The sequence below is a fragment of the Janthinobacterium sp. UMAB-56 genome (genome assembly GCF_900095265.1).
Lineage (GTDB): Bacteria > Pseudomonadota > Gammaproteobacteria > Burkholderiales > Burkholderiaceae_D > Janthinobacterium.
Map to the genome: position 1 here is coordinate 193353 of NZ_LT607670.1, position 25510 is coordinate 218862.

The 25510-nt window shown below is 63.3% G+C and carries 26 protein-coding genes; 14 read left to right on the plus strand and 12 right to left on the minus strand.

The window, feature by feature from the left end; translation table 11 throughout:
- Positions 1–127: 127 nt before the first annotated feature.
- From K0F85_RS25560 to K0F85_RS25590, 7 genes are all read left to right on the plus strand, one after another.
- Complete coding sequence (locus K0F85_RS25560; protein WP_219118653.1) at positions 128–817, plus strand: response regulator transcription factor; 690 nt, start codon at positions 128–130, stop codon at positions 815–817.
- Positions 818–898: 81 nt separating this feature from the next.
- Positions 899–2173, plus strand: coding sequence for a glutamyl-tRNA reductase (gene hemA / locus K0F85_RS25565; RefSeq protein ID WP_219118654.1), 1275 nt, complete (start codon positions 899–901; stop codon positions 2171–2173).
- A 95-nt stretch (positions 2174–2268) separates the two neighbouring features.
- Positions 2269–3345 (plus strand): peptide chain release factor 1, encoded by a 1077-nt coding sequence (prfA, locus tag K0F85_RS25570; protein WP_219118655.1) that lies wholly within the window; start codon positions 2269–2271, stop codon positions 3343–3345.
- Positions 3346–3499: 154 nt separating this feature from the next.
- A complete protein-coding gene (locus K0F85_RS25575; RefSeq protein ID WP_219118656.1) occupies positions 3500–3970 on the plus strand; it encodes a disulfide bond formation protein B in 471 nt (156 codons plus the stop codon).
- 11 nt (positions 3971–3981) lie between these two features.
- Complete coding sequence (gene prmC, locus K0F85_RS25580; protein ID WP_219118657.1) at positions 3982–4812, plus strand: peptide chain release factor N(5)-glutamine methyltransferase; 831 nt, start codon at positions 3982–3984, stop codon at positions 4810–4812.
- Positions 4813–5028: 216 nt separating this feature from the next.
- The gene (gene gshA / locus K0F85_RS25585; protein ID WP_219118658.1) at positions 5029–6630 is read left to right on the plus strand and encodes a glutamate--cysteine ligase; all 1602 of its coding nucleotides are present in this window, start codon (positions 5029–5031) and stop codon (positions 6628–6630) included.
- Positions 6631–6658: 28 nt separating this feature from the next.
- Positions 6659–7702: a histone deacetylase family protein gene (locus K0F85_RS25590; protein WP_219118659.1), complete on the plus strand. Its 1044-nt coding sequence runs from the start codon at positions 6659–6661 to the stop codon at positions 7700–7702.
- Positions 7703–7788: 86 nt separating this feature from the next.
- Here K0F85_RS25590 and K0F85_RS25595 read toward each other — a convergent pair whose 3' ends face one another.
- Together K0F85_RS25595 and K0F85_RS25600 are read right to left on the minus strand one after the other, a co-directional pair.
- Positions 7789–8571, minus strand: a complete 783-nt coding sequence (locus K0F85_RS25595; RefSeq protein WP_219118660.1) for a LytTR family DNA-binding domain-containing protein — start codon at positions 8569–8571, stop codon at positions 7789–7791.
- Positions 8558–9823 carry a histidine kinase gene (locus tag K0F85_RS25600; RefSeq protein WP_219118661.1) on the minus strand — a complete coding sequence of 422 codons (1266 nt, stop codon included), beginning with the start codon at positions 9821–9823 and terminating at the stop codon, positions 8558–8560. The genes K0F85_RS25595 and K0F85_RS25600 overlap by 14 nt, the downstream gene beginning before the upstream one ends.
- A 285-nt stretch (positions 9824–10108) precedes the next feature.
- Between K0F85_RS25600 and K0F85_RS25605 the strand changes: the two genes are divergently transcribed.
- From K0F85_RS25605 to K0F85_RS25615, 3 genes are all read left to right on the plus strand, one after another.
- On the plus strand, positions 10109–10534 hold the full coding sequence (locus K0F85_RS25605) for an organic hydroperoxide resistance protein (RefSeq protein ID WP_102121401.1): 426 nt from the start codon (positions 10109–10111) through the stop codon (positions 10532–10534).
- A gap of 146 nt (positions 10535–10680) precedes the next feature.
- The gene (locus K0F85_RS25610) at positions 10681–11157 is read left to right on the plus strand and encodes a GNAT family N-acetyltransferase (protein ID WP_219118662.1); all 477 of its coding nucleotides are present in this window, start codon (positions 10681–10683) and stop codon (positions 11155–11157) included.
- Positions 11154–11831, plus strand: coding sequence for a diphthine--ammonia ligase (locus K0F85_RS25615; protein WP_219118663.1), 678 nt, complete (start codon positions 11154–11156; stop codon positions 11829–11831). The genes K0F85_RS25610 and K0F85_RS25615 overlap by 4 nt, the downstream gene beginning before the upstream one ends.
- Before the next feature lie 66 nt (positions 11832–11897).
- Here the strand turns inward: K0F85_RS25615 and K0F85_RS25620 are convergent, their stop codons facing one another.
- Complete coding sequence (locus tag K0F85_RS25620; protein ID WP_257638167.1) at positions 11898–12359, minus strand: FKBP-type peptidyl-prolyl cis-trans isomerase; 462 nt, start codon at positions 12357–12359, stop codon at positions 11898–11900.
- A gap of 156 nt (positions 12360–12515) precedes the next feature.
- Complete coding sequence (locus tag K0F85_RS25625) at positions 12516–14393, minus strand: potassium transporter Kup (protein WP_219118664.1); 1878 nt, start codon at positions 14391–14393, stop codon at positions 12516–12518.
- Positions 14394–14630: 237 nt separating this feature from the next.
- On the opposite strand from K0F85_RS25625, the gene rarD reads away from it, so the two are divergent.
- Entirely contained in the window at positions 14631–15515 is an 885-nt protein-coding gene (gene rarD / locus K0F85_RS25630) for an EamA family transporter RarD (protein WP_219118665.1), read from the plus strand.
- 97 nt (positions 15516–15612) lie between these two features.
- Positions 15613–17283 (plus strand): energy-dependent translational throttle protein EttA, encoded by a 1671-nt coding sequence (gene ettA, locus K0F85_RS25635; RefSeq protein WP_219118666.1) that lies wholly within the window; start codon positions 15613–15615, stop codon positions 17281–17283.
- Positions 17284–17356: 73 nt separating this feature from the next.
- Here ettA and K0F85_RS25640 read toward each other — a convergent pair whose 3' ends face one another.
- Entirely contained in the window at positions 17357–17938 is a 582-nt protein-coding gene (locus K0F85_RS25640) for a porin family protein (protein WP_219118667.1), read from the minus strand.
- A gap of 252 nt (positions 17939–18190) precedes the next feature.
- Here K0F85_RS25640 and K0F85_RS25645 point away from each other — a divergent pair, with 252 nt between their 5' ends.
- Positions 18191–18394 (plus strand): hypothetical protein, encoded by a 204-nt coding sequence (locus tag K0F85_RS25645; RefSeq protein WP_219118668.1) that lies wholly within the window; start codon positions 18191–18193, stop codon positions 18392–18394.
- Here the strand turns inward: K0F85_RS25645 and K0F85_RS25650 are convergent.
- Positions 18391–18753: a hypothetical protein gene (locus tag K0F85_RS25650; protein WP_219118669.1), complete on the minus strand. Its 363-nt coding sequence runs from the start codon at positions 18751–18753 to the stop codon at positions 18391–18393. The genes K0F85_RS25645 and K0F85_RS25650 overlap by 4 nt on opposite strands.
- Positions 18754–18988: 235 nt before the next feature.
- Between K0F85_RS25650 and K0F85_RS25655 the strand changes: the two genes are divergently transcribed.
- A complete protein-coding gene (locus K0F85_RS25655) occupies positions 18989–20473 on the plus strand; it encodes a sensor domain-containing diguanylate cyclase (RefSeq protein WP_257638168.1) in 1485 nt (494 codons plus the stop codon).
- Between the two features lies 1 nt (position 20474).
- Here K0F85_RS25655 and K0F85_RS25660 read toward each other — a convergent pair whose 3' ends face one another.
- From K0F85_RS25660 to K0F85_RS25685, 6 genes are all read right to left on the minus strand, one after another.
- The gene (locus K0F85_RS25660) at positions 20475–21302 is read right to left on the minus strand and encodes a Rossmann-like and DUF2520 domain-containing protein (protein ID WP_219118670.1); all 828 of its coding nucleotides are present in this window, start codon (positions 21300–21302) and stop codon (positions 20475–20477) included.
- 9 nt (positions 21303–21311) lie between these two features.
- Positions 21312–21899 carry a DUF924 family protein gene (locus tag K0F85_RS25665; RefSeq protein WP_219118671.1) on the minus strand — a complete coding sequence of 196 codons (588 nt, stop codon included), beginning with the start codon at positions 21897–21899 and terminating at the stop codon, positions 21312–21314.
- A 16-nt stretch (positions 21900–21915) separates the two neighbouring features.
- Positions 21916–22656, minus strand: coding sequence for an MgtC/SapB family protein (locus K0F85_RS25670; protein WP_219118672.1), 741 nt, complete (start codon positions 22654–22656; stop codon positions 21916–21918).
- Positions 22657–22911 (minus strand): hypothetical protein, encoded by a 255-nt coding sequence (locus K0F85_RS25675; protein ID WP_219118673.1) that lies wholly within the window; start codon positions 22909–22911, stop codon positions 22657–22659.
- Positions 22911–24722, minus strand: coding sequence for an aminopeptidase P family protein (locus K0F85_RS25680; protein ID WP_219118674.1), 1812 nt, complete (start codon positions 24720–24722; stop codon positions 22911–22913). The genes K0F85_RS25675 and K0F85_RS25680 overlap by 1 nt, the downstream gene beginning before the upstream one ends.
- A gap of 82 nt (positions 24723–24804) precedes the next feature.
- Positions 24805–25503 (minus strand): Crp/Fnr family transcriptional regulator, encoded by a 699-nt coding sequence (locus tag K0F85_RS25685; RefSeq protein WP_219118675.1) that lies wholly within the window; start codon positions 25501–25503, stop codon positions 24805–24807.
- Between the last annotated feature and the right edge of the window lie 7 nt (positions 25504–25510).

Genomic DNA, 25510 nt, shown 5'->3' on the forward strand with positions numbered 1-25510 from the left:
GTAAAGGGCCTGCCCTGCGATTTCACTGGACACAGTTGCAATCTCTGTTATATTTCACTTGAGCATTCCTTAACATAACGATAAGCAGAGCGGGCCGTCTGTTTGTTGCTACACACTCCAAGCCATTATGCGAATTGCCGTACTCGATAGCGACCATAGCCAGGCAGAACTGATCTGCCAGGTGCTCACCGCCGCCGGCCACGCCTGCCACGAGTTTCAGAGTGGCAAGGAAATGCTGGGGCAACTGCGCAAGGACAGTTGCGACATGCTCATCCTCGATTGGCATGTTAGCGATCTGGACGGTGCGGAAGTATTGCGCCGTGCCCGGGAAAAACTGGCGCCTAAGGCGCCGGTGTTGTTTATGACCAACAGCACGGGCGAAGACGACGTGGTCGCAGGCATGACGGCGGGAGCCGACGACTACATGATCAAGCCCCTGCGGCGCAGCGAGCTGACCTTGCGCACCCAGGCGCTGCTGCGCGTGGCCTACCCGGCACAGAATGGCGCCGAATACTTGCAATTCGGTCCTTACACGTTTGAAACCCGCCCCGGCCGCCTGCTGCGCGATGGCGAAGTGCTCGACGTGACGCACAAGGAGTTCGCCTTGGCGCTGCTGTTTTTCCGCAACCTGGGCCGTCCCCTGTCGCGCGCCTACATCCATGAAGCCGTGTGGCAACGCGACACGGCCCTGCCCTCGCGCACCATGGATACCCACGTCTCGCGCGTGCGCAACAAGCTGCAGCTGAAACCGGAACACGGCTACCGTCTGGTGCCCGTCTACAGTTATGGCTACCGCCTGGAAAAACTGGGCGGCTGAATGGCGGCAAACGGCTGACCTGCTCAAAGCACGGGCACAAAGCGTTATAATGTCGCCATAAGTCACCCCAACAGCCCTGAAATGCAACTGCTCGCCGTCGGCCTCAACCATACCACCGCCCCAGTGTCGCTCCGCGAACAGCTGGCGTTTGCGCCTGAGCACTTGGGTCAGGCGGTGATGGCGGCGCGCACCTGGTTCCAGCGCATCGACTTGCGCGACAACGACGAGGCGGCCATCCTCTCTACCTGCAACCGCACCGAGCTGTATGCGGCCAGCCATGTGCCGAACCCGCTCGACGCGGGCGCGCATTTCCTGGCCGACTATCACCAGCTCAACTACAGCGAGCTGCGGCCGCACTTGTATATGCTGCCGCAACACGATGCCGTGCGCCACACCTTCCGCGTGGCCTCCGGGCTGGACTCGATGGTGCTGGGCGAAACGCAGATACTGGGGCAGATCAAGGACGCCATCCGCACGGCCGACGAGGCGGGCGGCCTGGGCACGTATCTGCACCAGTTGTTCCAGCGCAGCTTTTCCGTCGCCAAGGAAGTGCGCAGCAGCACGGAAATTGGCGCCCACAGCGTTTCCATGGCGGCCGCCGCCGTGCGCCTGTCGCAGCGCATCTTCGACAAGATTGCCGAGCAGAACGTGCTGTTCATTGGCGCCGGCGAAATGATCGAATTGTGCGCCACGCACTTTGCGGCGCAAAACCCGAAAAGCATCACGATTGCCAACCGCACCATGGAGCGGGGCGAAGAGCTGGCGCACCGCTTCAACGGCAAGGCCATTCGCCTGGCCGACTTGCCGGAGCAACTGCAGCAATTCGACATCGTCATCTCGTGCACAGCGTCGTCCTTGCCGCTGCTGGGCCTGGGCCTGGTCGAGCGCGCCATCAAGGCACGCCGCCACAAGCCCATGTTCATGGTCGACCTGGCCGTGCCGCGCGACATCGAAGCGGAAGTGGGCCGCCTGAACGACGTCTTCCTGTACACGGTCGACGACCTGGGCAAGGTCGTACAGACGGGTCTGGAAAGCCGGCAAGCGGCCGTGGCGCAAGCCGAAGCCATCATCGATACGCGCGTGCAATCCTTCATGAGCTGGGTCGACGACCGCGCCATGGTGCCCGTGATCCAGCATTTGCATGAAAACAGCGAAAGCTTGCGTCTGATGGAAGTGGAACGGGCGCGCAAGATGCTGGCCAAGGGCGCCGACATCGACGCCGTCCTCGAAGCACTGTCGAAAGGCTTGACAGCCAAGTTCCTGCACGGCCCGCAGCAGGCGCTGCACCACGCGCAAGGCGACGAGCGCAAGCAGCTGGTTACCTTGCTGCCGAAACTGTTCCGCCCCCGCCGTTAGCGCAGCCGCGCTGGCCGCCCGCGCGGCCGCCCCCTGCCCGCCTGCCGGGCTTGCCGGACCCGCACTCTCCCTACCCACTTTTACCGCGAATCGCTATGAAACCATCCATGCTGGCCAAACTCGATCAACTGGCGAACCGCCTGGTCGAACTCGACGAACTGCTGATGCATCCGGACGCCACGTCGAATATGGACAGCTACCGCAAGATGACGCGCGAGCACGCCGAACTGGGCCCGCTGGTAGCCCTGTACCGGTCCTACCAGGAAGCGGGCAACGACATCGCGACAGCGCAAGAGATGCTGGGCGATCCGGACATGAAGGAATTCGCACAGGAAGAGATCGAAGCGGCCAAGGCCACCATGGCACAGCTCGAGCGCGAATTGCAAACCATGCTGCTGCCGAAGGATGTCAATGACGAGCGCAATATCTTCCTGGAAATTCGCGCCGGCACGGGCGGCGATGAATCGGCCCTGTTCGCCGGCGATTTGCTGCGCATGTACACGCGCTTTGCCGAGCGCAACCGCTGGCAAGTGGAACTCGTATCGGCGTCCGACTCAGACCTGGGCGGCTACCGCGAAGTGATCGTGCGCGTGGTCGGCAACGGCGCGTACTCTAAACTGAAATTCGAGTCCGGCGGCCACCGCGTGCAGCGCGTGCCAGCCACGGAAACGCAGGGCCGCATCCACACATCCGCCTGCACGGTGGCCGTGATGCCGGAAGCCGATGAAGTCGAAGACGTCAACATCAACCCGGCCGACCTGCGCATCGATACCTACCGCGCCTCGGGCGCAGGCGGACAGCACATCAACAAAACGGATTCGGCCGTGCGCATCACCCACTTGCCGACCGGCATCGTGGTCGAATGCCAGGACGACCGCAGCCAGCACAAGAACAAGGCGCAAGCCATGAAAGTGCTGGCCGCGCGCATCAAGGACGTGCAGCTGCGCGAGCAGCAGTCGAAGGAAGCGGCGACGCGCAAGAGCCTGATCGGCTCGGGCGACCGCAGCGAACGCATCCGCACTTATAATTTCCCGCAGGGCCGCCTGACGGACCACCGCATCAATTTGACGCTATATAAACTGGACTTCATCATGGATGGGGATTTGACGGACTTGACGAATGGCCTGGCGGCTGAACACCAGGCAGAGCTGTTGGCTGCGCTAGGTGACTAACGGCTGGGGTCAGACCCTCTCCACCGCTGACGGCAGATCAGGCGTCGGCGCCAACGGGGATCTGAACCCGGGGTTTAAGTAGCGGCTAAGCAATAAAAATCCGGCCTTGTGCGAAAATGACCAGCTCGATTCCATCCACCTCACCGTGTCGCCCATGAAAAATTCACGCACCGTCCTCCTGTTGATCGCCGCCCTGTGTTTCCTGATGCTGGGCGTGGCCATGTATTTGCAGCATGCCCTGAATATGGCGCCGTGCCCGCTGTGCGTGATCCAGCGCTACCTGTTCCTCGCCATCGGCATCGCCTGCGTGGCTGGCGCGGCCGCGAAGGGGCCAAAAATCGGCGCCGGCATCGGCCTGTTGGCGGCCCTGGGCGGCCTGGGCGTGGGCGCCAAGCATTTGTATGTGCTGGCCCATCCCGGCTTCTCGTGCGGCATCGACCCCGTGGAAACGGCGCTGAACAAGGTCTTCACGGCCGAACTCATGCCCTTCATGTTTGAATCGTATGGCGCCTGCGAAAACGCCGGCGAGCCGTTTTTCGGCCTGTCGATCCCGCAATGGGCATTCGCCTGGTTCGCCATCTTCGCCATCGGCCTGCTGTGGACCTTGCTGCGCCGTCAGAAATAATTGAAAGCACCATGCCAGAAACACTGATTCCCGCCGGCAGCACTGTCGGCGCCCTGCAAATCCGTCCGCTGCTCGACCCGCTCGACAATCGCATTCTGCTGGGCCACGCGCTGGGCCTGTCGCGCGTCAGCCTGATCACGCAATCGGAGCGTGTACTCACTGCCGATGAAGCCAAACGCCTGTCAAGCTTGCTGGCACGCCGTCTGCAGGGTGAGCCGATCGCCTACATCGTCGGCCAACGCGAATTTTTCGGCCTGCCGTTCGAAGTGAACGAGGCCGTGCTGATCCCCCGCCCCGACACGGAAGTGCTGGTTGAACTGGCGCTCGAGCGCCTGCCGCCAGGCGGACGCGTGCTCGACATGGGCACGGGCAGCGGCGCCATCGCCGTCGCCCTGGCATACACGCGACCCGACGCCGTCGTCACGGCCCTGGATGTGAGCAGCACGGCCTTGGCCGTGGCACGCCGCAATGCCAGCGCCAACGGCGTCAACATCACCTTCATGGCCAGCGATTGGTTCGAAGCGCTGGGCACGGAAAAATTCGACCTGATCGTCTCGAACCCGCCGTATATCGCCAGCGGCGACCGCCACCTGGCCGAAGGCGATTTGCGCTTTGAGCCGCCGGGCGCGCTGACCGACCATGCCGATGGCCTGTCGGCCCTGCGCACCATCGTGTCCGGCGCCGCGCGCCACCTGGCTTCAGGCGCATGGCTGCTGATGGAACACGGCTACGACCAGGCGGCTAGCGTGCGCGACTTGCTGGCCGCCGCCAACTACAACAAAGTGCAAAGCTGGCGCGACCTGGCCGGCATCGAACGAGTCAGCGGCGCTCGCCTGGGCTGACCATTGCCGCCGGCGCAAAGCTTGACCTGGCGGCGCGCCAGATCCCCCCGCAGTTTGTTAAAATATCAAGCGAATTCCTGACCGAAGCGCCGTCCCCCTTGCCCGGGGCGGGCGCTGGCGAGGCAGCGGTTTTTGGGCCGGCGCCGACGCATTTGCCAAAATTCGGTTAATCTCAGCACAAATTATTTATCTGCTGCACAAGAAAGGAAGCTCAAATTGCCCAACCTGTTGACTCGCCGCCTGGCATTGCTGACCGAAGATGCCAACCATGCGCTACTGGGGGGCTTGCGCGGCATCGAGCGCGAAACCCTGCGCGTCGACCATGCCGGCCATCTGGCTTCCACGCCCCACCCCGCCGCCCTGGGCTCGGCGCTGACGCACCCTGAAATCACCACCGACTACGCCGAAGCGCTGCTCGAATTCATCACGCCGGCCGAACAAGACATCGCCGTCACGCTCGACAAGCTCGATACCGTGCACCGCCACGCCTACAGCCGCCTCGGCGACGAGTTGCTATGGAGTCAGTCGATGCCGTGCCAGCTGCCGCCCGAAGCGGAGATAGCCATCGCCAACTACGGCAGCTCGAACATGGGCATGCTCAAGCACGTCTACCGGCGCGGCCTGGCCTTGCGCTACGGCAAAGCCATGCAATGCATCGCCGGCATCCACTACAACTACTCGCTCGACGAGCAGCTGTGGCAAGTGTTGGCCAGCCAGCCTGGCACCAGCGCCAGCGCGCAACATGCGGCGACGACGCCGAAAGACGTGCAGTCGGAAAGCTACCTGGCAACGATCCGCAATTTCCGCCGCTACAGTTGGCTGCTGATGTACCTGTTCGGCGCTTCGCCGGCCCTGTCCGCCGGTTTCCTGCGCGGCCGCGCGCACAAGCTCGACACCTTGTCCGACGACACGCTGTTCCTGCCGTATGCCACCAGCCTGCGCATGAGCGACCTCGGTTACCAGAACGATGCCCAGTCCGGCCTGCGCCCGCACGAAAACAGCCTGGAAGACTACGTCAACGCGCTCACGCACGCCGTCAACGACCCGTATCCGCCGTATGCTGAACTGGGCACGAAGAAGGATGGCGAATGGATACAATTGTCCACCAACGTGCTGCAGATCGAAAATGAATACTATTCGACCATCCGCCCGAAGCGCGTGATCCGCACGGGCGAGCGCCCGATCCAGGCCCTGTGCCTGCGCGGCGTGCAATACATCGAAGTGCGCTGCATGGATGTCGACCCGTTCGAACCGGTCGGCATCAGCCTGGAAACGGGCCGCTTCCTCGACGCATTCCTGCTGTTCTGCGCGCTCGACGACAGCGGTCCCATCTCGGCCGAACAAAGCGCCTGCTACACGAACAATTTCGCCCGCACCGTCAAGGAAGGCCGCAAGCCGGGCTTGACCCTGCGCCGCGACGGCGAGGAAATCACCCTGCAGGCGTGGGGCGAGGAGTTGCTGGCGCGCATAGCCCCTGTGGCGGCCTTGCTCGACGCGCGCCAGGGCGGCACCTCGCATGCGGACAGCCTGGCGGCGCAGGCGGCCAAGCTGGCCGACCCGGATGCGACGCCATCGGCAAAGGTATTGGCCGAGCTGCGCGCCAACGGCGGCTCGTTTGCCGCCTTCGGCCTGCGCCAGAGTGAACGCCACGCCGCCTATTTCCGCGCGCATCCGGCAACGCAGGAACAAAGCGCGTATTTCGACGCGATGGCCGCCAGCTCGCTGGCCGAGCAGCACGCCATGGAAGCGGCACCGGCCGGCAGCTTCGACGATTTCGTCGCCGCCTACCGCGCCAGCACCCTGTGTTCGCACGCCTGATCCTGCCTGACTTTCCGCCTGGCGCCCCATGCTGACCTTCTACAATGAATTGCACAGCCAGCACCGGGGCCGCTTCGAGCTGTTTCGCGGCACCATGGTGCCCTGCTTCGAGACACCGGAGCGGGCCGACATGGTGGTGTCCGAGCTGGGACGGCGCAACCTGGGCCGCATCGTCACGCCGCATGGCGTGCCGCTGACGTCGCTCGAACGCATCCACACGCCCCGTTACCTGCACTTCCTGCGCCACGCCTGGCACGACTGGCTGGCACTCGATCCCGACAACGCAGGCAAGGACGCGCTGCCGTCCGTGTGGCCGGTGCGCACCTTGCGTAGCGACATCGAACCGGACGACTTCACGGCCAAGCTGGGGCTGTACTCGATGGACAATGGCACGCCGCTGACGGCCGGCACGTGGACGGCGGCCAAGACGGGTGCCGACTGCGCCGTCAACGCGGCCCACGCGTTGCGCCTGGGAGAACGGGCCACCTTTGCCCTGACGCGCCCGCCCGGCCATCACGCGGGCAGCGATTTTTTTGGCGGCTACTGTTTTCTCAATAACGCGGCCCTGGCCGCGCAGCATCTGCTCGACGACGGCGCCCGTAAAGTCGCCATCCTCGATATCGATTACCACCACGGCAACGGCACGCAGAGCATCTTTTATGCACGCGACGACGTGCTGTTCGCCTCGATCCACGCCGACCCGCGCAGCGAATACCCGTTTTACCTGGGCCACGCCGATGAAACGGGCAGCGGCGCGGGGCTCGGCTACAACGTCAATCTGCCGCTGCCGGCCGGCACGTCCACGGCCAGCTGGTTCGCCGCGCTCGAAACGGCTTGCCTGCGCATCAATATGTACGCGCCCGACGCGCTGGTGGTGTCGCTCGGTGTCGATACTTTCGTCGGCGACCCGCTGTCACACTTCGCCCTGCAAAGCGGCGACTACCTGCGCGTGGGCGAGCGCCTCGCGCATCTGAACCTGCCCACCGCCTTCATCCTCGAAGGCGGCTATGCGGTCAAGGAACTGGGCATCAATGTGGTGAACGTGCTCGAAGGTTTTGAAACCGCAGAGTAATTTCAGAGTCATAATTCTGGGGTCAGACCCTCAACACCGCTAACGTCAAGCTCAGTGCCAACACAAACGGGGGTCTGACCCCGGCTCTACATATTCCGAAACAAACTCATGAACGGCTGGCTCACGGCCAGGGTTTCCGGCCGCGTCTTCAGGCGCAGGGCGCCGCGTCCCACCTCGTCGCGCGTGACGGCTGCCACCATCTTCATGTTGACGATGGTGGAGCGGTGGATCTGCTTGAAAATGGCCGGGTCAAGCACGTCGAGCAGTTCACGGATCGGTTTGCGCAGCAGCGCCTCGCCGTCCGCCGTCATGACGGCCGTGTACTTGGTGTCGGACTGAAAATAAGCGATGTCTTCCACCATGATCAAACGCGTATCCTTGCCGCTGCTGGCCGTCAGCCACACCAGCGGCGGCGACTTGGCCGCCGCCGGCAAGGCGCGGCTCAATTGCTGCAGCAAGCCGGCCAGCGCGCCATCGCCCGCCTGGGTCTTGCCGGCCCGCGCCCGCACGCGCTGCAAGGTCGCTTGCAGGCGCTCGCGGGCGATGGGTTTCAATACATAATCGACGGCGCCCTTGTCGAAGGCATCGATCGCGTACTGGTCGTAGGCGGTGACGAACACCACCTGCGTGGCGGGACTCGCGTCGAGCGCGCCGGCCGCCACTTCCAGCCCCGTCAGGCCCGGCATGCGGATGTCGAGGAAGGCGACGTCGGGCTTGTGCGTGGCGATGGCCTCGAGCGCCGTGCCGCCGTCGTCGCAGGCGGCGACGATGCGCAAGTTGGGCCACTCTTCGGCCAGCAGGGCCACCAGCGCGTCGCGCAGCAGGGTTTCATCTTCGGCGATGACGCAGCTCATCTCAGGCTGATGCATACGACACTCCTTGCGCCGTGCTGTCAGGCACCGTGATGGTGGCCGTCACGCCATCGGGGAAATTGGCGACAATGGCAAACGCGGCGGCATTGCCGTAGGTCAGGCGCAGGCGTTCGCGCACATTGCGCAAGCCGATGCCCGTGCCGGCGCCGTCGTCGCTGAAGCCCTTGCCGTCGTCGGCCACCGTGACGATCACCGTGCCGTTGCCGCTGCGCGCCATGATCCAGATCGTGCCGCCGCCGCTTTTCGGTTCCAGGCCATGCTTGATGGCGTTTTCCACCAGCGTTTGCAGCATCATGGGCGGCAGCTCCACCTGGCGCAGGTATTGCGGTACCTCGATCTGCAGGTTCAGGCGCGCGCCCATGCGGATTTTCAGGATATCGAGGTAGGCGCGCGCCCGTTCCAGTTCCGTGCCCAGAGTCGACATGGCTTGCTCCGTGCGCGGCAGCGAATGGCGCAGGTACAAGATCAGGTTGCCCAGCATCTCGTCGGCGCGCACCGGGTCGCTGCGCGTGAGCAACTGGGCGCTGGCCAGGGTGTTGTACAGGAAGTGCGGCTCGACCTGCGCATGCAGCAGGCTCAGCTTGGCGACCGTGAGTTCCTTTTCCGTCACCGTCTGGCGCGCCTCGGCCTGCTCGCCGCGCCGGCGCTGCGCCACCCGGCGCGTCATCGCCCGCGTCACCGCTTCCGCGTTTTCCAGGTTGCTGCCATGGTCGACGAGGAACCAGTCGGTCCAGGCATTGCGTGCCGGCTCGCAGATCAAGGTCACGCTGCCCGCCTCGCCATTCGGCGTGACGGTGGCAAGGATCTGGTTCGGCCGCGGCTCGAGGAAACCCAGCAGGCGCATGCGGGGCAAGCCCGTGTGCGTGTACGGCGCGGCGCGGCGCACGCGGGCCTGCACCTGCAGGCTGTCGCGCGCACTTTCGACCACTTCACTGCCCGGCAGTTCACGGATGGCCGCGTCGATCATGTCGAACGCCTCGCCCGCCTCGAACGGAATTTCGATCTGGCGCCGCTGGCGGCTCGACAGGGTGCTGGCATTGACGGCGCCGGCGATCAGGCGCACGCGCCGCACGTGCGAAAACGCATTCGTGATGACGGCGCAGGCCAGCAGCGCGCCGACGATGACAAAAAAGCCTTCTGTCTGCCGGAAGATATAGCGCAGGAAGTTCTCGACCACGATGACGGTGGCGAAAATATACGTCAGCATCGTGGCCAAGGTGAGGCGGAGAATAAAAAAGAGGCTGGTCATGATTTTTCCCTGGGGTGTGAAGTGGGGCCAAGCATAACTATCGGCACCAGCGGCGGTGGCCATTATGCGATGGAAGGCCAATACTGGCGACAAAGGCAAGAAAATAAAGCACAAATGTGCACCGCCGCCAAATAAAATCGCTTGCAATTAAATAGCGCACGATATATATTGAGCACATGGACGCCGGCAATCAGTTCTTCAGACGGTCATCCTGGGGTTACGGCCCACGAAACAAGTAGCACACTATTTAGTAGTCAACTATTTATCTATCCAAAGGAAACCATCATGTCGATCAAACAAGTCCTGTACCGCGCTGTAGCTACCGCCACCGGAGGCCGCGAAGGCCGTGCCGTGTCGTCCGACAATGTGCTGGACGTCAAGCTGACCACGCCAAAAGAACTGGGCGGCAATGGCGCCGTGGGCACGAATCCGGAACAACTGTTCGCCGCCGGCTACTCGGCCTGCTTCATCGGCGCCATGAAATTCGTCGGCGGCCGCGACAAGATCGCCCTGCCAGCGGACCTGTCCATCGAAGGCAAGGTCGGCATCGGCGCCATCGACACGGGCTTCGGCATCGAAGTGGAACTGACAATTTCGCTGCCAGGCATGGAACGCGCCGCCGCCGAAGCACTGGTCGCCGCCGCCCACATCGTGTGCCCGTACTCGAACGCCACGCGCGGCAACATCGACGTCACCTTGACGATCGTGTAATCCCCGTCGCTCGCACTGCACCTCCCCGGCCGCGCCCCCTGGCGCCGCCGGGGATTTTTTTGTGCGGCAATGGTATGCGCAGCGTGATCCCACGCCGACGCCATGAAGCCGGTAAAATCACGGCCACTCTCAAGCAAGGATGACCCATGATCAGCTGGCAATGGAACACGTTCGACGAACTCGGCCCCCACGATTTGTACCAGGTGCTGGCCTTGCGCCAGCGCGTGTTCGTCATCGAACAGCAGTGTATTTACCCGGACCTGGACGGGCATGACCAGCAAGCCATGCATTTGCTGGGCTGGCAAACGGCCGATGGACAACGCCGGCTGGGCGCCTACCTGCGCGTGCTGGCACCGGGTGCCAAGTATGTGGAAATGTCGCTGGGGCGCGTGCTGACGGCGCCCGAGGCACGCACCACGGGCGCCGGCAAGCAGCTGCTGCTTGAGGGCATCGCGCGCGCCGAACGCCAGCACCCCGGCCACGCCATCCGCATCGGTGCGCAGCAGTACCTGGAGCGCTTCTACCAATCCTTCGGTTTTGTCACCGTCAGCGCGCCCTACGACGAAGACGGCATACAGCACGTCGACATGCTGCGCGCAGTAGCGACGGAGAAACCGGCATGACGACGGCCCTCATTTCCTGGAGCGGCGGCAAGGATTCCTGCCTGGCCCTGTGGCGCGCACGCAACGCCGGCATGCGCGTGCCGCTGCTGATCACGGCCATGGATGAAGATGGCCGCAAATCGCGCTCGCACGGCGTGCCGCCGGAACTGCTCGAAGCGCAGGCGGCCAGCCTGGGGGCGCGCCTGCAGCGCTATCACGCCAGCTGGGCCAGCTACGAAGAGAAATTCATCGCCATGCTGCGCGCGGCGAAGGACGAAGGCGTGGACCACGCCCTGTTTGGCGACATCGATTTGCAGCCGCACCGCGACTGGGAAGAAAAAGTCTGCGCCAGCGCCGGCCTGACGGCACACCTGCCCCTGTGGGGCGAAGAGCGGCGCGCACTGGTCGACGAATTTCTCGCCGCCGGCTTCAAGGCCATCGTCGTCTGCATCAATGGCCAGCACTTGCCACGGGAATTTTGCGGGCGCGAGTTCGACGCCGCCTTTTTGGCCGACCTGCCGCCCGGCGTCGACGCCTGCGGCGAAAACGGTGAATTCCACACCTTCGTCTACGACGGCCCCGCCTTCAGCGCCCCCGTGGCGCTGCGCCGCACGCAAGTGCTGCAATATGAGGCACCGGCCAATCTGGGCGGCGCCACCTACTACTTCCAGGAACTCGCCCCGCCTGAGGCGTAAAGGAAGCGCCAAAGCAAAAAGGGCGATTCCGTGGAATCGCCCTTTGTCCCTGCGCCCTGCACGTGCTTATTTTTTCGTCACGCCGATCAGCTTGACTTCAAACAGCAAGCCCGCGTAGCCGGGAACCTTCGGCGGGCTGCCCGCCTTGCCATAGCCCAGGTCGTACGGAATGGACAGGATGCGCGTGCCACCAACCTTCATGCCGACCAGGCCGCGGTCCCAGCCCAGGATGACCCGGCCGATACCCAGAGGGAAAGGGAAGCCGGCGCCCGTCTGGTTCGCATCGAACTGCACGCCCTTGTTGTCCGGCTTGCTTGCGTCATACAGCCAGCCCGTGTAAAGCACGGTCAGTGTATCGCCCGCCGCCGCCGCCGTGCCGGTGCCTACCACCACGTCGGGGAAGGTCAGTTCCTTCACCTGCGTATTCGGGTCGAGCACGACCGGCTTCTCGGTGTTGGCAGCGGCACCGCAAGCGGTCAGGGCCACTGCGCAAGCGAGGGTGGCGATCATTTGAAATACCGATTTCATGGTTTCCCTTTAAATATTGGTGTGTGACTGAAGCCCGTACGGTGCGGACCGGTACGGGCAGGAGTTTAACAGGAGTCGCCTGGCCAATTTGTAAGCAGACGTAAGCACGGCGCTAGATTGTGCACCAATACAACGTTGCCATAATTACCACCTTATCTAGATTTCCACCTGCGTGCCCAGTTCGATCACCCGGTTGCTCGGAATCTGATAGTAGTCGGCCGCCGTGCGCGCATTGCGCGACATGGTGACGAACAGGTGCTCGCGCCACGGCATCATGCCGGCACCCGGCGTCGAGATGATGGTCTGGCGCGCGATGAAGAACGACGTTTCCATCATCTCGATATCGAGGCCCTGCTCTGCGCACTGCGCCAGCGCGGCTGGAATATCGGGTTCGTCCTTGAAGCCGTAATGCACGTTCACCTGGAAGCACTGGTGGCCCAGCTCCACCACGCGCACGCGCTCCGATGGCGCCACCCATGGCTCTTCATGCATGTAGACCGTGAGGAAAACCACGCGCTCGTGCAGCACCTTGTTGTGCAGCAAATTATGCAGCAGCGCATGCGGCACGCCATCCGTTTCGCTGCGCAGGAAGATGGCCGTGCCGGGTACCCGCAGCGGCGGCGCGATGAACAGCGAGGAGAGAAATTCGTTGAGCGGAATCGCGTGTTTTTCCAGGTTCTGGAACACCAGCTGGCGGCCCCGCTTCCAGGTCAGCATGACGATGAACAAAATCGAGCCCAGCAGCAGCGGGAACCAGCCGCCGTGGAACAGCTTGAGCGCGGTCGCCGACACCAGGTTGACGTCGATGATCAGGAAAAAGCCCGTGGCGGCCCAGCACAGGGCCAGGTTCATCTTCCAGCGGTAGCGGATGACGAAGAAAGTCAGGATCGTGGTCGACAACATGGTGGCCGTGACGGCGATGCCGTAGGCGGCGGCCAGGTTTTCCGAGGAGCCGAAGCCGACGACGGCCAGCAGCACCACGGCCAGTTGCAGCCAGTTCACGGCGGGGATGTAAATCTGCCCGATTTCGCTTTCCGACGTGTGACGCACGCGCATGCGCGGCAAAAAGCCCAGCGCGATGGCTTGCTTGGTCATCGAGAAGGTGCCGGAAATGGTCGCCTGCGAGGCGATCACCGTGGCCATGGTCGACAGAATCACCAGCGGGTACACGCTCCACGCGCCCAGCTGCTGGTAAAACGGATTCGAGACGGCTTCCGGATGGGCCAGCAACAAGCCGCCCTGGCCCAGGTAGTTCAGCGCCAGCGCGGGAAAGGCGATAAGGAACCAGGCCAGGCGAATCGGCTTCTTGCCGAAGTGGCCCATGTCGGCGTACAGCGCCTCGGCGCCCGTCAGCGCCAGCACCACGGCGCCCAGGGCGACGAAGGCGACGAAACCGTTATTCATCAGGAAGGTCGCCGCGTGCAGGGGATTGAGTGCGGCCAGGATGGCGGGCGACTTGATGATGTTGAGCACGCCCATGCCGGCCAGCGCGGCAAACCACAGCACCATGATGGGGGCAAAATAGCGGCCGATGCCGGCCGTGCCGTGCGACTGCACGGAATACAGGCCCACCAGCACGAGGATCGTCAGCGGCACCACGTAGGGACTGAAGGCGGGCGTGGCCACTTCCAGACCTTCGATCGCCGACAGCACGGAAATGGCTGGCGTGATCACGCTGTCGCCATAAAACAGGGTGGCGCCGAAGACGCCGATCACCATCAGCGGGAAATGCCAGCGCGACAGGCGGCTGACGGATGACAGCACCAGCGCCATCAGGGCCATGATGCCGCCCTCGCCGCGATTGTCGGCGCGCAACACCAGGGTCACGTACTTGAGCGAGACGATCAGGGTCAGGCCCCAGAAAATCAGCGACACAATGCCCAGCAGGTTCTCGTGCGAGAGCAGCAGGCCGTGGGCCGGGTCGAAGACGGTCTTCAGCGTGTACAGCGGACTGGTGCCGATATCGCCGTAAACGATGCCGACGGCCGCCAGCGTCAAGCCGGCCAGGCCGCTTTTTTTATGTTCCGACGTCAAGGTTGCACCCGTTTTTGTTTTGTTGCATCGCACAATATGATAGGTATTAGCAAATAGCAAGAGTATTTTTGCATGGTTCCGGGCCGCCCCCAAGTCGTGGTTTTGTGCCGCTCCGCCTTGCTGCGCGGGCTTGCGGCCATTGATTTGTTGCCATTCTACCCTTCGTCAGCGGTGCCGGGCAGCCCCGGATGTTTTCGGCCATAATGACAGACTGTCTACTCTTCCGCGAACGCCATCATGAATCCAGGCATGTTGTACGCCTCCCTCGCCTTCCTGTGCTGGGGCCTGTTTCCCCTGTATTTCCATGCCATCGGCGAGATCGCCCCGCAGGAAATCCTGGCGCACCGCATGGTCTGGTCCTTGTTGTTCCTGGGCGTCGTGCTGACCGTGCGCCGCCAGTGGAGCTGGCTGGGCAAGCTGAAAGCCCAGCCCAGGGTCGTGGCCAGCTTCGTGGCCAGTGCATTTTTGCTCTCCGCCAACTGGTTCATTTATATCTGGGCCGTCAACAACGGCCACGTGGTCGACGCCAGCCTCGGCTACTTTATTACACCCCTGATCAACGTCATGTTGGGCTTCTTGCTGCTGCACGAGCGCCTGCGCCGCCTGCAATGGCTAGCCATCGGCCTGGCCGCCTGCGGCGTAGCCTGGCTCACTTGGCAGGCGGGTCAAGTACCCTGGATCGCCCTGCTGCTGGCGGCCAGCTTTGGCGGCTATGGCTTGCTGCGCAAGACGGCCGCGCTGGGCGCGCTGGAAGGCCTGTCATTCGAAACATTGATTTTATTCCCCCTGGCGCTGGCCTACATGCTGTGGCTGGCATGGCATGGCCAGAGCGGTTTCGTCAATACAGATTCCTCCGCCACGCGCGCCCTGCTGCTGGCGTCCGGCCCCATCACGGCCATTCCCCTGCTGCTGTTTGCCGCCGGCGCGCGCCGCCTGCCGCTGGCCGTGCTGGGGCTATTGCAATACATCGCCCCCACGGGCCAGCTGCTGATTGGCGTGTGGGTCTTCCACGAGTCGTTCACGCCGGAGCGCATGCTGGGCTTCCTCGTCATCTGGACGGCGCTGGGCCTGTATGCGGCCGAAGGCCTGTGGACGGCGCGCCGCGCGCGCGTCACCGCTTAGTCTTGCCCCTGGCGTCCGTTTCCGCAGCGCGCAGCGCTGGCCGGAAGCGGGCGTTTACCGTATCCTGTCCGTCTTTGTATATCACCCGAGATTTCTAATGGCAAATTACGTCTACACCATGAATCGCGTGGGCAAAATCGTCCCGCCCAAGCGCCAGATTCTGAAAGATATTTCCCTGTCCTTCTTCCCAGGCGCGAAGATTGGCGTGCTGGGCCTGAACGGCTCCGGCAAATCGACCCTGCTGAAAATCATGGCAGGCATCGACACCGACATCCAGGGCGAAGCCGTGCCGATGCCGGGCCTGAACATCGGCTACCTGCCGCAGGAACCGCAGCTGGACCCGGAAAAAACCGTGCGCCAGGAAGTCGAATCGGGCCTGGGCGAAGTATTTGAAGCGCAAGCCAAGCTGGAAGCCGTGTACGCCGCGTATGCCGAAGAAGACGCCGATTTTGACGCCCTGGCCACGGAACAGGCACGACTGGAAGCGATCATTTCCACGTCCGACGGCGGCAACCTGAATCTGCAGCTGGAAATGGCCGCCGACGCGCTGCGCCTGCCGCCATGGGATGCCACCATCGGCGTGCTGTCCGGCGGTGAAAAGCGCCGCGTGGCGCTGTGCAAGCTGCTGCTGTCCAAGCCCGACATGCTGCTGCTCGACGAGCCGACCAACCATCTGGATGCAGAATCGGTCGACTGGCTGGAACAATTCCTGCTGCGCTTCCCCGGCACCGTGGTGGCCATCACCCATGACCGTTACTTCCTCGACAACGCGGCAGAGTGGATCCTGGAGCTGGACCGCGGTAGCGGCATTCCATGGAAAGGCAATTACTCGACCTGGCTGGAGCAGAAACAAGCCCGCCTGAAGCTGGAAGAGTCGACGGAATCGGCGCGCCAGAAGGCTCTGCAGAAGGAATTGGAATGGTCGCGCCAGAACCCGAAAGCGCGCCAGGCCAAGTCGAAAGCCCGCCTGGCCCGCTTCAACGAGCTGTCCGAGCACGAATACCAGAAACGCAACGAGACGCAGGAAATCTTCATTCCCGTGGCCGAGCGCCTGGGCAATGAGGTCATCGAGTTCAAGAACGTGTCGAAAGCGTTTGGCGACCGCCTGCTGATCGACGATCTGAGCTTCACGATCCCGGCCGGCGCCATCGTCGGCATCATCGGCCCCAACGGCGCCGGTAAATCGACCCTGTTCAAGATGATCACGGGCCAGGAACAACCGGACAGCGGCGAAGTGGCCATCGGCCAGACGGCGCGCGTCTCCATCGTCGACCAGAACCGCGGCGACTCGCTGTCGGACAGCAAGACCGTCTTCCAGGATGTGTGCGGCGGTGCCGACATGCTGACCGTGGGCCGCTTCGAAATGCCGTCGCGCGCCTACCTGGGCCGTTTCAACTTCAAGGGCGGCGACCAGCAAAAAATCGTCGGCAACCTGTCCGGCGGTGAACGTGGACGTTTGCACCTGGCAAAAACCTTGCTGGCGGGCGGCAACGTCCTGCTGCTCGATGAACCGTCGAACGATCTGGACGTGGAAACCTTGCGCGCGCTGGAAGACGCCTTGCTGGAATTTGCCGGCAGCGTGATGGTCATTTCGCATGATCGCTGGTTCCTCGACCGTATCGCCACGCACATCCTGGCCTTCGAAGGCAACTCGCAAGTGAGTTTCTTTGACGGCAACTATCAGGAATACGAAGCCGACAAGAAGAAACGCCTGGGTGAAGAAGGCGCCAAGCCGAAACGTATCCGCTACAAACCGCTCACCGTATAAATCGGGTGCAGCAATGCAAAAAGGCAGTTACCTCGCGGTAACTGCCCTTTTTTTTCAGCAAGCTTCTAAACCATTAGAAGTTGTAGCGTGCGCCTAAAGCGAGGCCCGTAGCTTTGCGGCCCTGGTCGGCACTCTTGCCGAAGTGTTCCACTTCCGCCGTCAGCGAGACTTTCTCGTTGATCGCGTACTGGGCACCGACGGAAGCGTATACGCCCGTCTTGTCGTTGCCGCTGATGCCGGTCGACAGGCCGGTGCCGCTCAAGCTATTCTTGACCTTGGCCACACCGAGCTTGGCGAACACACCGACTTTGTCGCTCACCGGCATGCTGGCCTTGCCGGCCAGGTAGTAGCCGTGCGAATCGCTTTTCACGGAACCGTTGCCGGCGCCGGTGACATAGCTGTAATCCTTGCTGCCGAAATCGGCATAGCCGCCCTCGACCGCCCAGGTTTTATCGAAATCGTAACCGGCGAAGATCTTGGCGCCTGCCTTGTAGCCGCTGTGATTATCAGCGCTGGTGGCGCCAGGAATATCAAAATTGTAGCGGTTGCCCGTGATGCCTGCACCCACATAGGCGCCTTCGGCGTGCGCGGCGCTCATGCCGGTCAGTGCGGTAACGGAAGCGATCATTGCAAACAGGATTTTCTTCTTCATCATGCTCTCTCTCAATTAGTTGACGTGCCTGGATTCGCAGTTCAGCGAAGTGCGATGACTACACAATAACAGCCGAAAAAAACTACGTCTTTCACCATTCCGTAAGAACTGTGACAAGATGTAAGCTGAGATTCCAAACTGACAATAACTGCAAATTACGCCCTGTTGCACGAACTTAAGCCAGACTTAAGAACATTAGCGATTTTCAGTCAAGGGGAAAAGAGCAGGCATCAACGGCAGCGTCGTGCTGCCGGCATGGCCGCAGTGGAACTGCCCGCCATGGCGCGGGCCACTACTGTCGAGGTGTGGAAAACGACGGGCGCGCCGCAAGAGGGCGCAGTAAGCGTGCTGCTGCGCGCCATGGACGGCTGCGCGGCGGCGCTGCCCCTGGCCAAACGTTGCGCCCACTGCCCGTGGGCGCTGTATCACATCGGCGTGGAGCCGCTTGAAACAGCTTAAGCGTAGGCTTCGGCCATCGACATGACGCGTGGCGCGATGGTGATGCCGTGCTCCTCGAACAGGGCCGTGATGGCCGCCAGGTTGAGGGTGCACTCCTCGGTTTTCCAGCCCTTGAAGATATCCGTGCCATCCTTCTGGAAATGCAGGTCCAGCACTTTGCCCGTATCCTTGTGCAGGTAGGGCGAGCTATAGGTGTTCTCATAGCCGAGCGCCTTCAATTGCCCCAGCAAGACAAGTGGTGGATGGTCGGGATCGGTGGCGAGGAAAATGCCGAAGGTCTTGCCCGGTGGTTTGGCGGCGATGTCGACCTCGTAGATACCGGGGGCCTTGCTGACAGACGTACTCTTTAAAAATAACATACAACACTCCCTGCGCGTAATGTCCCGCGCCGGAAACGGGCGGCAAGACAGGGGCCGTGCGCAATAATTCCCCTCGTCAAATCTTATTGCTAATTTGCATCCCTGTCGACAAATCGGCGCTTTTATTTGGTAAGTCGTGGTTATCTTGTCGTGTTCACCAGCGTAAATTATCAATAAAGCCAGTTATCATTGCGCCAATACCCGCGCTGCTGCATACTTTTGGCTTGCGTCACGCTTGCCTTCCCGCCCGCCACCCCTCGTCTCCATGCGTCTTCTGTCGATCAAGTACCGCCTGCTCATCCTCCTGACCCTGATCCTGGGAGCGGGCTTCCTGGCCACCAGCCTGGCCAGCTACATGGCTTCGCGCCAGGCCCTCGAGCACGGCATCGCCGACCAGACCTTGCCTTTGACGGGCGACAATATTTACTCGGAAATCCAGAAGGACATGCTGCGCCCCGTCTTCATTTCCTCGCTGATGGCGCACGACACCTTCGTGCGCGACTGGATACTCGCCGGCGAAAACAATCCGGAACAGATCGTGCGTTACCTGGCCGAGGTCAAGCAGAAATACGGCGCCATCACCAGCTTTCTCATCTCGGACAAGAGCAGTAAATATTATTACGCGGAAGGAACACTGAAATCTGTCAGCCCGGAGGCGACGCGCGACATCTGGTACTACCGCGTGCGCGCCATGGCCAGCACCGATTATGAGACCAATGTCGACGTGGACATGGCCAACCGCGACAGCATGACCATCTTCATCAACCACCGCGTTTATGATTACGATGGCCAGTTCATCGGTGCCACCGGCATCGGCCTTACCCTGGCCACCATGAACCACATCATCGACCGCTACCAGGCACGCTTCCAGCGCAACATTTATTTTGTCGATGGCGCCGGCACCCTGGTGCTGGCGGGCAAGACCATGCGCAACGGGCACGGCAACATCCGCAGCCTGCCTGGTGTGAACACTATTGCCGAGCAGATCATCAATCACCAGAGCGCTCCGACGCACCTGTCGTACCAGCTCGACCATGCGCAAATCCTCGTCAACTCGCGTTTCATTCCCGAGCTGGGCTGGTACCTGGTGGTCGAGCAGAATGTCAGCGACGACGTCCAGTCGCTGCAGCGCGTCTTCATCCTCAACCTGGCCATCAGCTTTGGCGTGACCCTGCTGGTACTGCTGCTGACCTTGCTAACGGTGAACCGCTACCAGCGTCGCATCGAACGCATCGCCTCGACGGATGCGCTGACGGGGCTATTGAACCGCCAATCGCTGGAATTGCTGTTCCAGCGCGCCCTGCTGCTGTCCCGGCGCACGGCGCAGCCGATGTCCGCCATCCTCTTCGACATTGATTTCTTCAAGCGCGTCAACGACACGCATGGCCACCTGTGGGGTGACAAGGTCATCCGTGGCGTGGCCGACGTAGCGCGCGCCACCGTGCGCGAAAGCGACGTCATCACGCGCTGGGGCGGCGAGGAATACCTGGTGCTGCTAAATAACTGCAATCTGGCCCAGGCGACGGAAGTGGCGGAAAACCTGCGCGTCGCCATCGAAGGCCACGCATTCGGCCTGCCCGAGCCACAGCTAGCGGTGACGATCAGCCTGGGCGTGGCCGAGTATCGGCTCGACGAAAGCGAGTCGGCCTTCTTTTCGCGCGCCGACAGCGCGCTGTACCAAGCCAAGCATCACGGCCGCAATGGTGTACACGCCGCCTGAGTCATCCCCCGCGCTTGCGCCTGGCCAGATCTTGCGTGGGCGCCACCAGGGCCCGGTACAACTCGCCCGTGGCGCCATCCCAGCTTTGCACCGCCTGCTGCTGGCGTTGCACGGTGGCCGTATCGCCCCGTGCGATGGGCCCGGATAGCGCGGGCGCGGCGCCCAGGCGGAACACATTGGCCACCGCTTCCGTCACCAGCGGCTGCGCCAGTTCGCGCGCCACCGGCTCGGGAATGCCGGCCGCCTGATAGGCGCGCAAGGCCGCGTCGAGCACCGTCACCAGGTAATTGCTGGCGAAGACGGCGGCGGCGTGATACAGGGTCTTGGCGGCCGGATCGATGGGCACGGGGCGCGCGCCGATGGTGACCAAGGCCGGCGTGAGGAAGGCCAGCGCCAGCGGGTCGCCTTCGACGCCGCAAAACGTGCCGTCAAAGGTGGCGGCCACCTGCTGCGGGTCGGCAAAGCTGCGGATCGGGTGCGCGCTGGCCACCGATGCGCCGGCCTGCGTGGCCGCCAGCAGCACGTCCGAGGCCAGCGCGCCGCTGCAGTGGAACACGATGGCGCCCGCCTGGCGTCCCTCGGCCACCAGCGCCGCGCAGGCCGGGCCGATCTGGTCGTCCGCCACGGCCAGCATGGTGACGTCGGCGCGCCGCAAGGCCGCATAGCTGGCGACGGGAGTGCCGGCGCCCATGAATGCCACGGCCGCCTGCGCCGACGCCATCGAGCGCGTCAGCACGTCCTGTACGGCGATACCATCCACGCCGGAGAACAGACGGCCCAGCACGCGGCCCACGTGGCCGGCGCCGATGATATTCAGAGTCACGTTCATGCTGATAGCCTAGAAACTTGATCCCGGCTGGCGCAGGAATTCCAGCTCTTGCGGCGTGGAAGCGCGTCCGAGGATGGCGTTACGGTGCGGGAAGCGGCCAAAGCGGGCGATCACTTCCTGGTGCCGCTCGGCGTAGTCGAGCATGCCGTCAAACCCGGGCTGCGACTGCGACAGCAACTGGAACAGCTCGACGGCGCGCGCCTGCATGGCCAGGTCTTCCGCGTGTTCGAACGGCAGGTAGGCAAAGGCGCGCAGCATCGGCGGCAACTGCTGATCAAGACGCTGTTCGGTCATCGACACGGCCAGCGCCAGCGCCTCGGCGTCGCCGGCAAAGGCGCGCGGCGTGCCGCGATACACATTGCGCGCGAACTGATCGAGCACGATCAGGCGCGCCAGCGCGCCATGCGGCGTCGCATCCCACGCGCGCAAGCCGCCGTCGATGGCGGCATCGATCAGCGCGCCGAAACGGTCGCGTATCTGCGCATCGAAGCCGTCATCCTTGCGGAACCATTCCACGCGCGACTGGCCATAGCCGGGGTTGTCCGGCGGCAGGAACCAGAAATCGAGTACGTCTTGGGCCTGTGCATCCATGTCCATCCTCTCAGTATCCAGATCAATTACGGGCATGCGACAGCTGGAAGCCGGCGATGCCTTCGAAGGCGGCCAGTTCGGCCGACATGGCGGACAGGCTGGCGCCCGTGTTCTTGCCATGCGCGATGGCGACAAAGCGCCATTCCTGCATGCCGTCGCTGCTGCCGATGGTCAGCGAGCCACCGGCGATATCGTAGCCGCGCTTGGCGGCCATGCGCCGCAGCGCATCTTCGCGCGGAATGAACCCTTGCCTGAAGCGCATGGTGATGGCCACCGCGTGGCGCGACGGCAGCCAGTTCTCCAATTTTGACAGAAAAATCATCGCCATCGCACACAGGAAGGCCAGGCCCATGGCCGACAGGTAAAAGCCGATGCCGACCATGATGCCGATCACGGACGAGGCCCAGATCGAGGCGGCCGTCGTCAGGCCGCTGATATTGAAACCCTCGCGCATGATGACGCCGGCACCGAGGAAACCCACGCCCGTGACGATGCCCTGGATGACGCGAGTGGGGTCGCTGCCGACGATGGCGCCATGGCCGCCGTACCAGAACTCGGGATAGCCACCGAGCACCGTCAGCGCGGCCGAGGCCATGCAGACCAGGCTGTAGGTGCGCATGCCCGCCGCGCGCCCGTGATAGGAGCGCTCGTAGCCCACCAATAAACCCAGCAGCAGCGCGCCCAGCAGGTTCAGCAGGATCACACCATTCGTCGCCAGTTCGGCCGGCGACCAGTAGGCGCGCAGGAAGTCGATGGTCGGCATTTAATCCTGGGGCTTTTTTGTCAGCTGCTTTTCAAACGCCACGTCGAGCTTGCTGACGCGGCGCGCCTTTTGCGGTCCCAGGCCATTGACGAAGGCGACAAAGGCATCGAGTTCCAGCGGCGGGCACAGGGGCGGCAAGCCGGGGCCTTCCGTGAGGAAGAACAGTTCATCGCCCGTGCGCGCCATCGTGTACAGGCGCTGGCCGGTGCGTTCCTTGAGCCGCTCGATGGCGGACGTGGCGCGGGTCGAGCGCATCAGATGGCTCCCGTGCGCTGTTTCAGCCACGCCAGCGCATCGCCGGCCAGATGCGGCGCCAGACGCGCACGCACGGTGGCGTGATAGTCATTCAGCCAGGCCGCCTCGTCGTCGCGCAACAGGCTGCGTTCCACGCAGCGCGTGTCGATCGGGCACAGGGTCAATGTTTCGAAGCGCAGGAATTCACCGAACTGCGTCGTCCCGGCCAAGACATTGAGCACCAGGTTCTCGATGCGGATACCCCACTGGCCGGGGCGGTAGATGCCCGGCTCGATGGAGGTGATCATGCCTGTCTCCATGGCCGTCTGCGGCTCCGGCATGGCGGACTGCGAAATCGATTGCGGCCCTTCGTGGACGTTCAGGAAAAAGCCCACGCCGTGGCCCGTGCCGTGGCCAAAGTCGATGCCCTCGGCCCACAGCGGTGCGCGGGCAATCGCATCGAGCATGGGCGACTTCACGCCGCGCGGGAACTGCGCGCGCGACAGGGCGATCATGCTGCGCAAGACCAGGGTGAAATCGCGCTTGTGCTCGGCCGTGATCGTGCCAATGGGAACCACGCGCGTGATATCCGTGGTGCCGCCCCAATACTGGCCGCCCGAATCGATCAGCAGCAAGCCGTCGCCTTCGATGGTGGCCTCGCTGCCGGCATGCGCGTGGTAATGCATGATGGCGCCATGCGCATTAAAGCCGGCGATGGTGCCGAAGCTGGGACTGACAAAACCGGTGCGGCGCGCGCGCGCGGCCGTCAGGTGTTCATCGATGCCGATCTCCGTCAACGGTGCACGCTGCGGATCGGCCAGGGTGCTATCCAACCAGCTGAAAAATTCGCACAGGGCGGCGCCATCCTGCTCCATGGCGGCGCGCACGTGCGCCGCTTCGGCATCCGTCTTGCGCGACTTGGCCAGGGTGGTCGGGTTGATGGCTTCCACCACGCGCACGCCCTCGGCCACAGCCTGGCGCGTGCCGAAGGTGATGCGGCGCGGATCGAGCAGCAAGGTGGCACCGGCCGGCAGCGCACCCAGCGCGGCCGCTGTACGCTCATACGCGGCCACGTCCACGCCCTGGCTCTCCAGCGTGGCGCGCAGGGCGGCGGGCAGCTTGCCGTCAGCGACGAACAGGGTGGCGCGCTCGGGGCCCACCAGCGCATGGGCGAGGAAGACGGGGTTGTAGTTGACGTCGGCGCCGCGCAGGTTGAACAGGTAAGCGATATCGTCGAGAGTGGAAATCACATGGTGGCTGGCGCCGTGCGCGGCCATATTGGCGCGCAGGGCCGCCAGTTTCTGCATGCGCGACAGCGATGGATACGCGGCCGCATGTTCGACCACGGGGGCGGCTGGCATGGCCGGGCGCTGCGGCCAGACGGCTTGCAGCACATCGGTATCAGTGCGCAGGGTCACTTGCGCGCCCAGCGCCTGCTGCAGCAGGCGCGCATTGGACAGGCCCAGCACGGCGCCATCGACGGCCACCGTCTGCCCCGGCTGCATGGTCTCGCCCAGCCAGTCGATATACAGCACGCTGGCGCCGGAAGGGATTTTCTTCAGGACGATGCCGCTGCCAGCCAGCTCCGTCTCCGCCTGCTCCCAGTAGCGGCCATCGGTCCACACGCCGGCGAAATTGTGCGTCACGACCAGGGTGCCGACCGACCCCGTAAAGCCCGACAGCCACTCGCGGCCCTGCCAGCGGGCCGGCAGGTATTCGGACAAGTGCGGGTCGGCCGAGGGCACAATGCAGGCGTCGATGTGCTGCGCGCGCATGGCGTCGCGCAATTGCGACAAACGGGAGGCGGGAGTGGATTGGTCAGATGTCGGCATGGGGGCAAGAAAAGCGGTGCTGGGAAGTGCCTATGATACCGCGATTAGCCGCACACCTGCAGGCCCTTCCGGCAGCGTGGCTTCACTCGCCATCATCGGCCTCGTAGCGGCGCAAGCCTTCCAGGTCCAACACGCGGATGCCGCCGTAATCGAGGCGCAGCAAGCCCTTTTTTTCCAGTACCTGCAAGGCCTGGTTGGCGCGCTGGCGCGAGGAGCCGGACAACAGGCCGATTTCTTCCTGCGACAGCTGCACCAGCGTCTCCACGCCCGGGTACAGATGCGAGTTGAACATCGAGGCCAGGCAGCGCGCCACGCGCGTGTTCAGGTCCAGCAGGCGCTCGTTTTCCACCATGCCGATGAACTGTCCCAGGCGCTCGTTGAGCTGCATCAGCAAGAAGCGCGTAAACGGCAGGCTCGTTTCCAGCAGCCAGTGGAAGGTGGCGCCCGGCAGGCGCGCCACGCGCGTGTCGCGCAGGGCCATGGTGTCGTATTTGCGGATTTCGTTCTTCAGCAATGATCCTTCGCCGAACCAGCTGCCGGGCGGCACGCCGATGAAAGTCATGGCCTTGCCCGAGGCGGAAAAATTATTCATCTTGACCATGCCGCTGATGACGCCGATCCAGTTGTCCACCGGCTCGCCCTTGCGGCAGACAAAACCGCCTTTCGGGACGAAGGTTTCAAACACGTCTGCCTCGACGCGGGCCATTTGCACGGGATCGAGCAGCTGCGCCCAGTTGGCCGCGCGCACGGCATCTTTCAAACTGATATCAGGGTAGGTCATTGTGCGA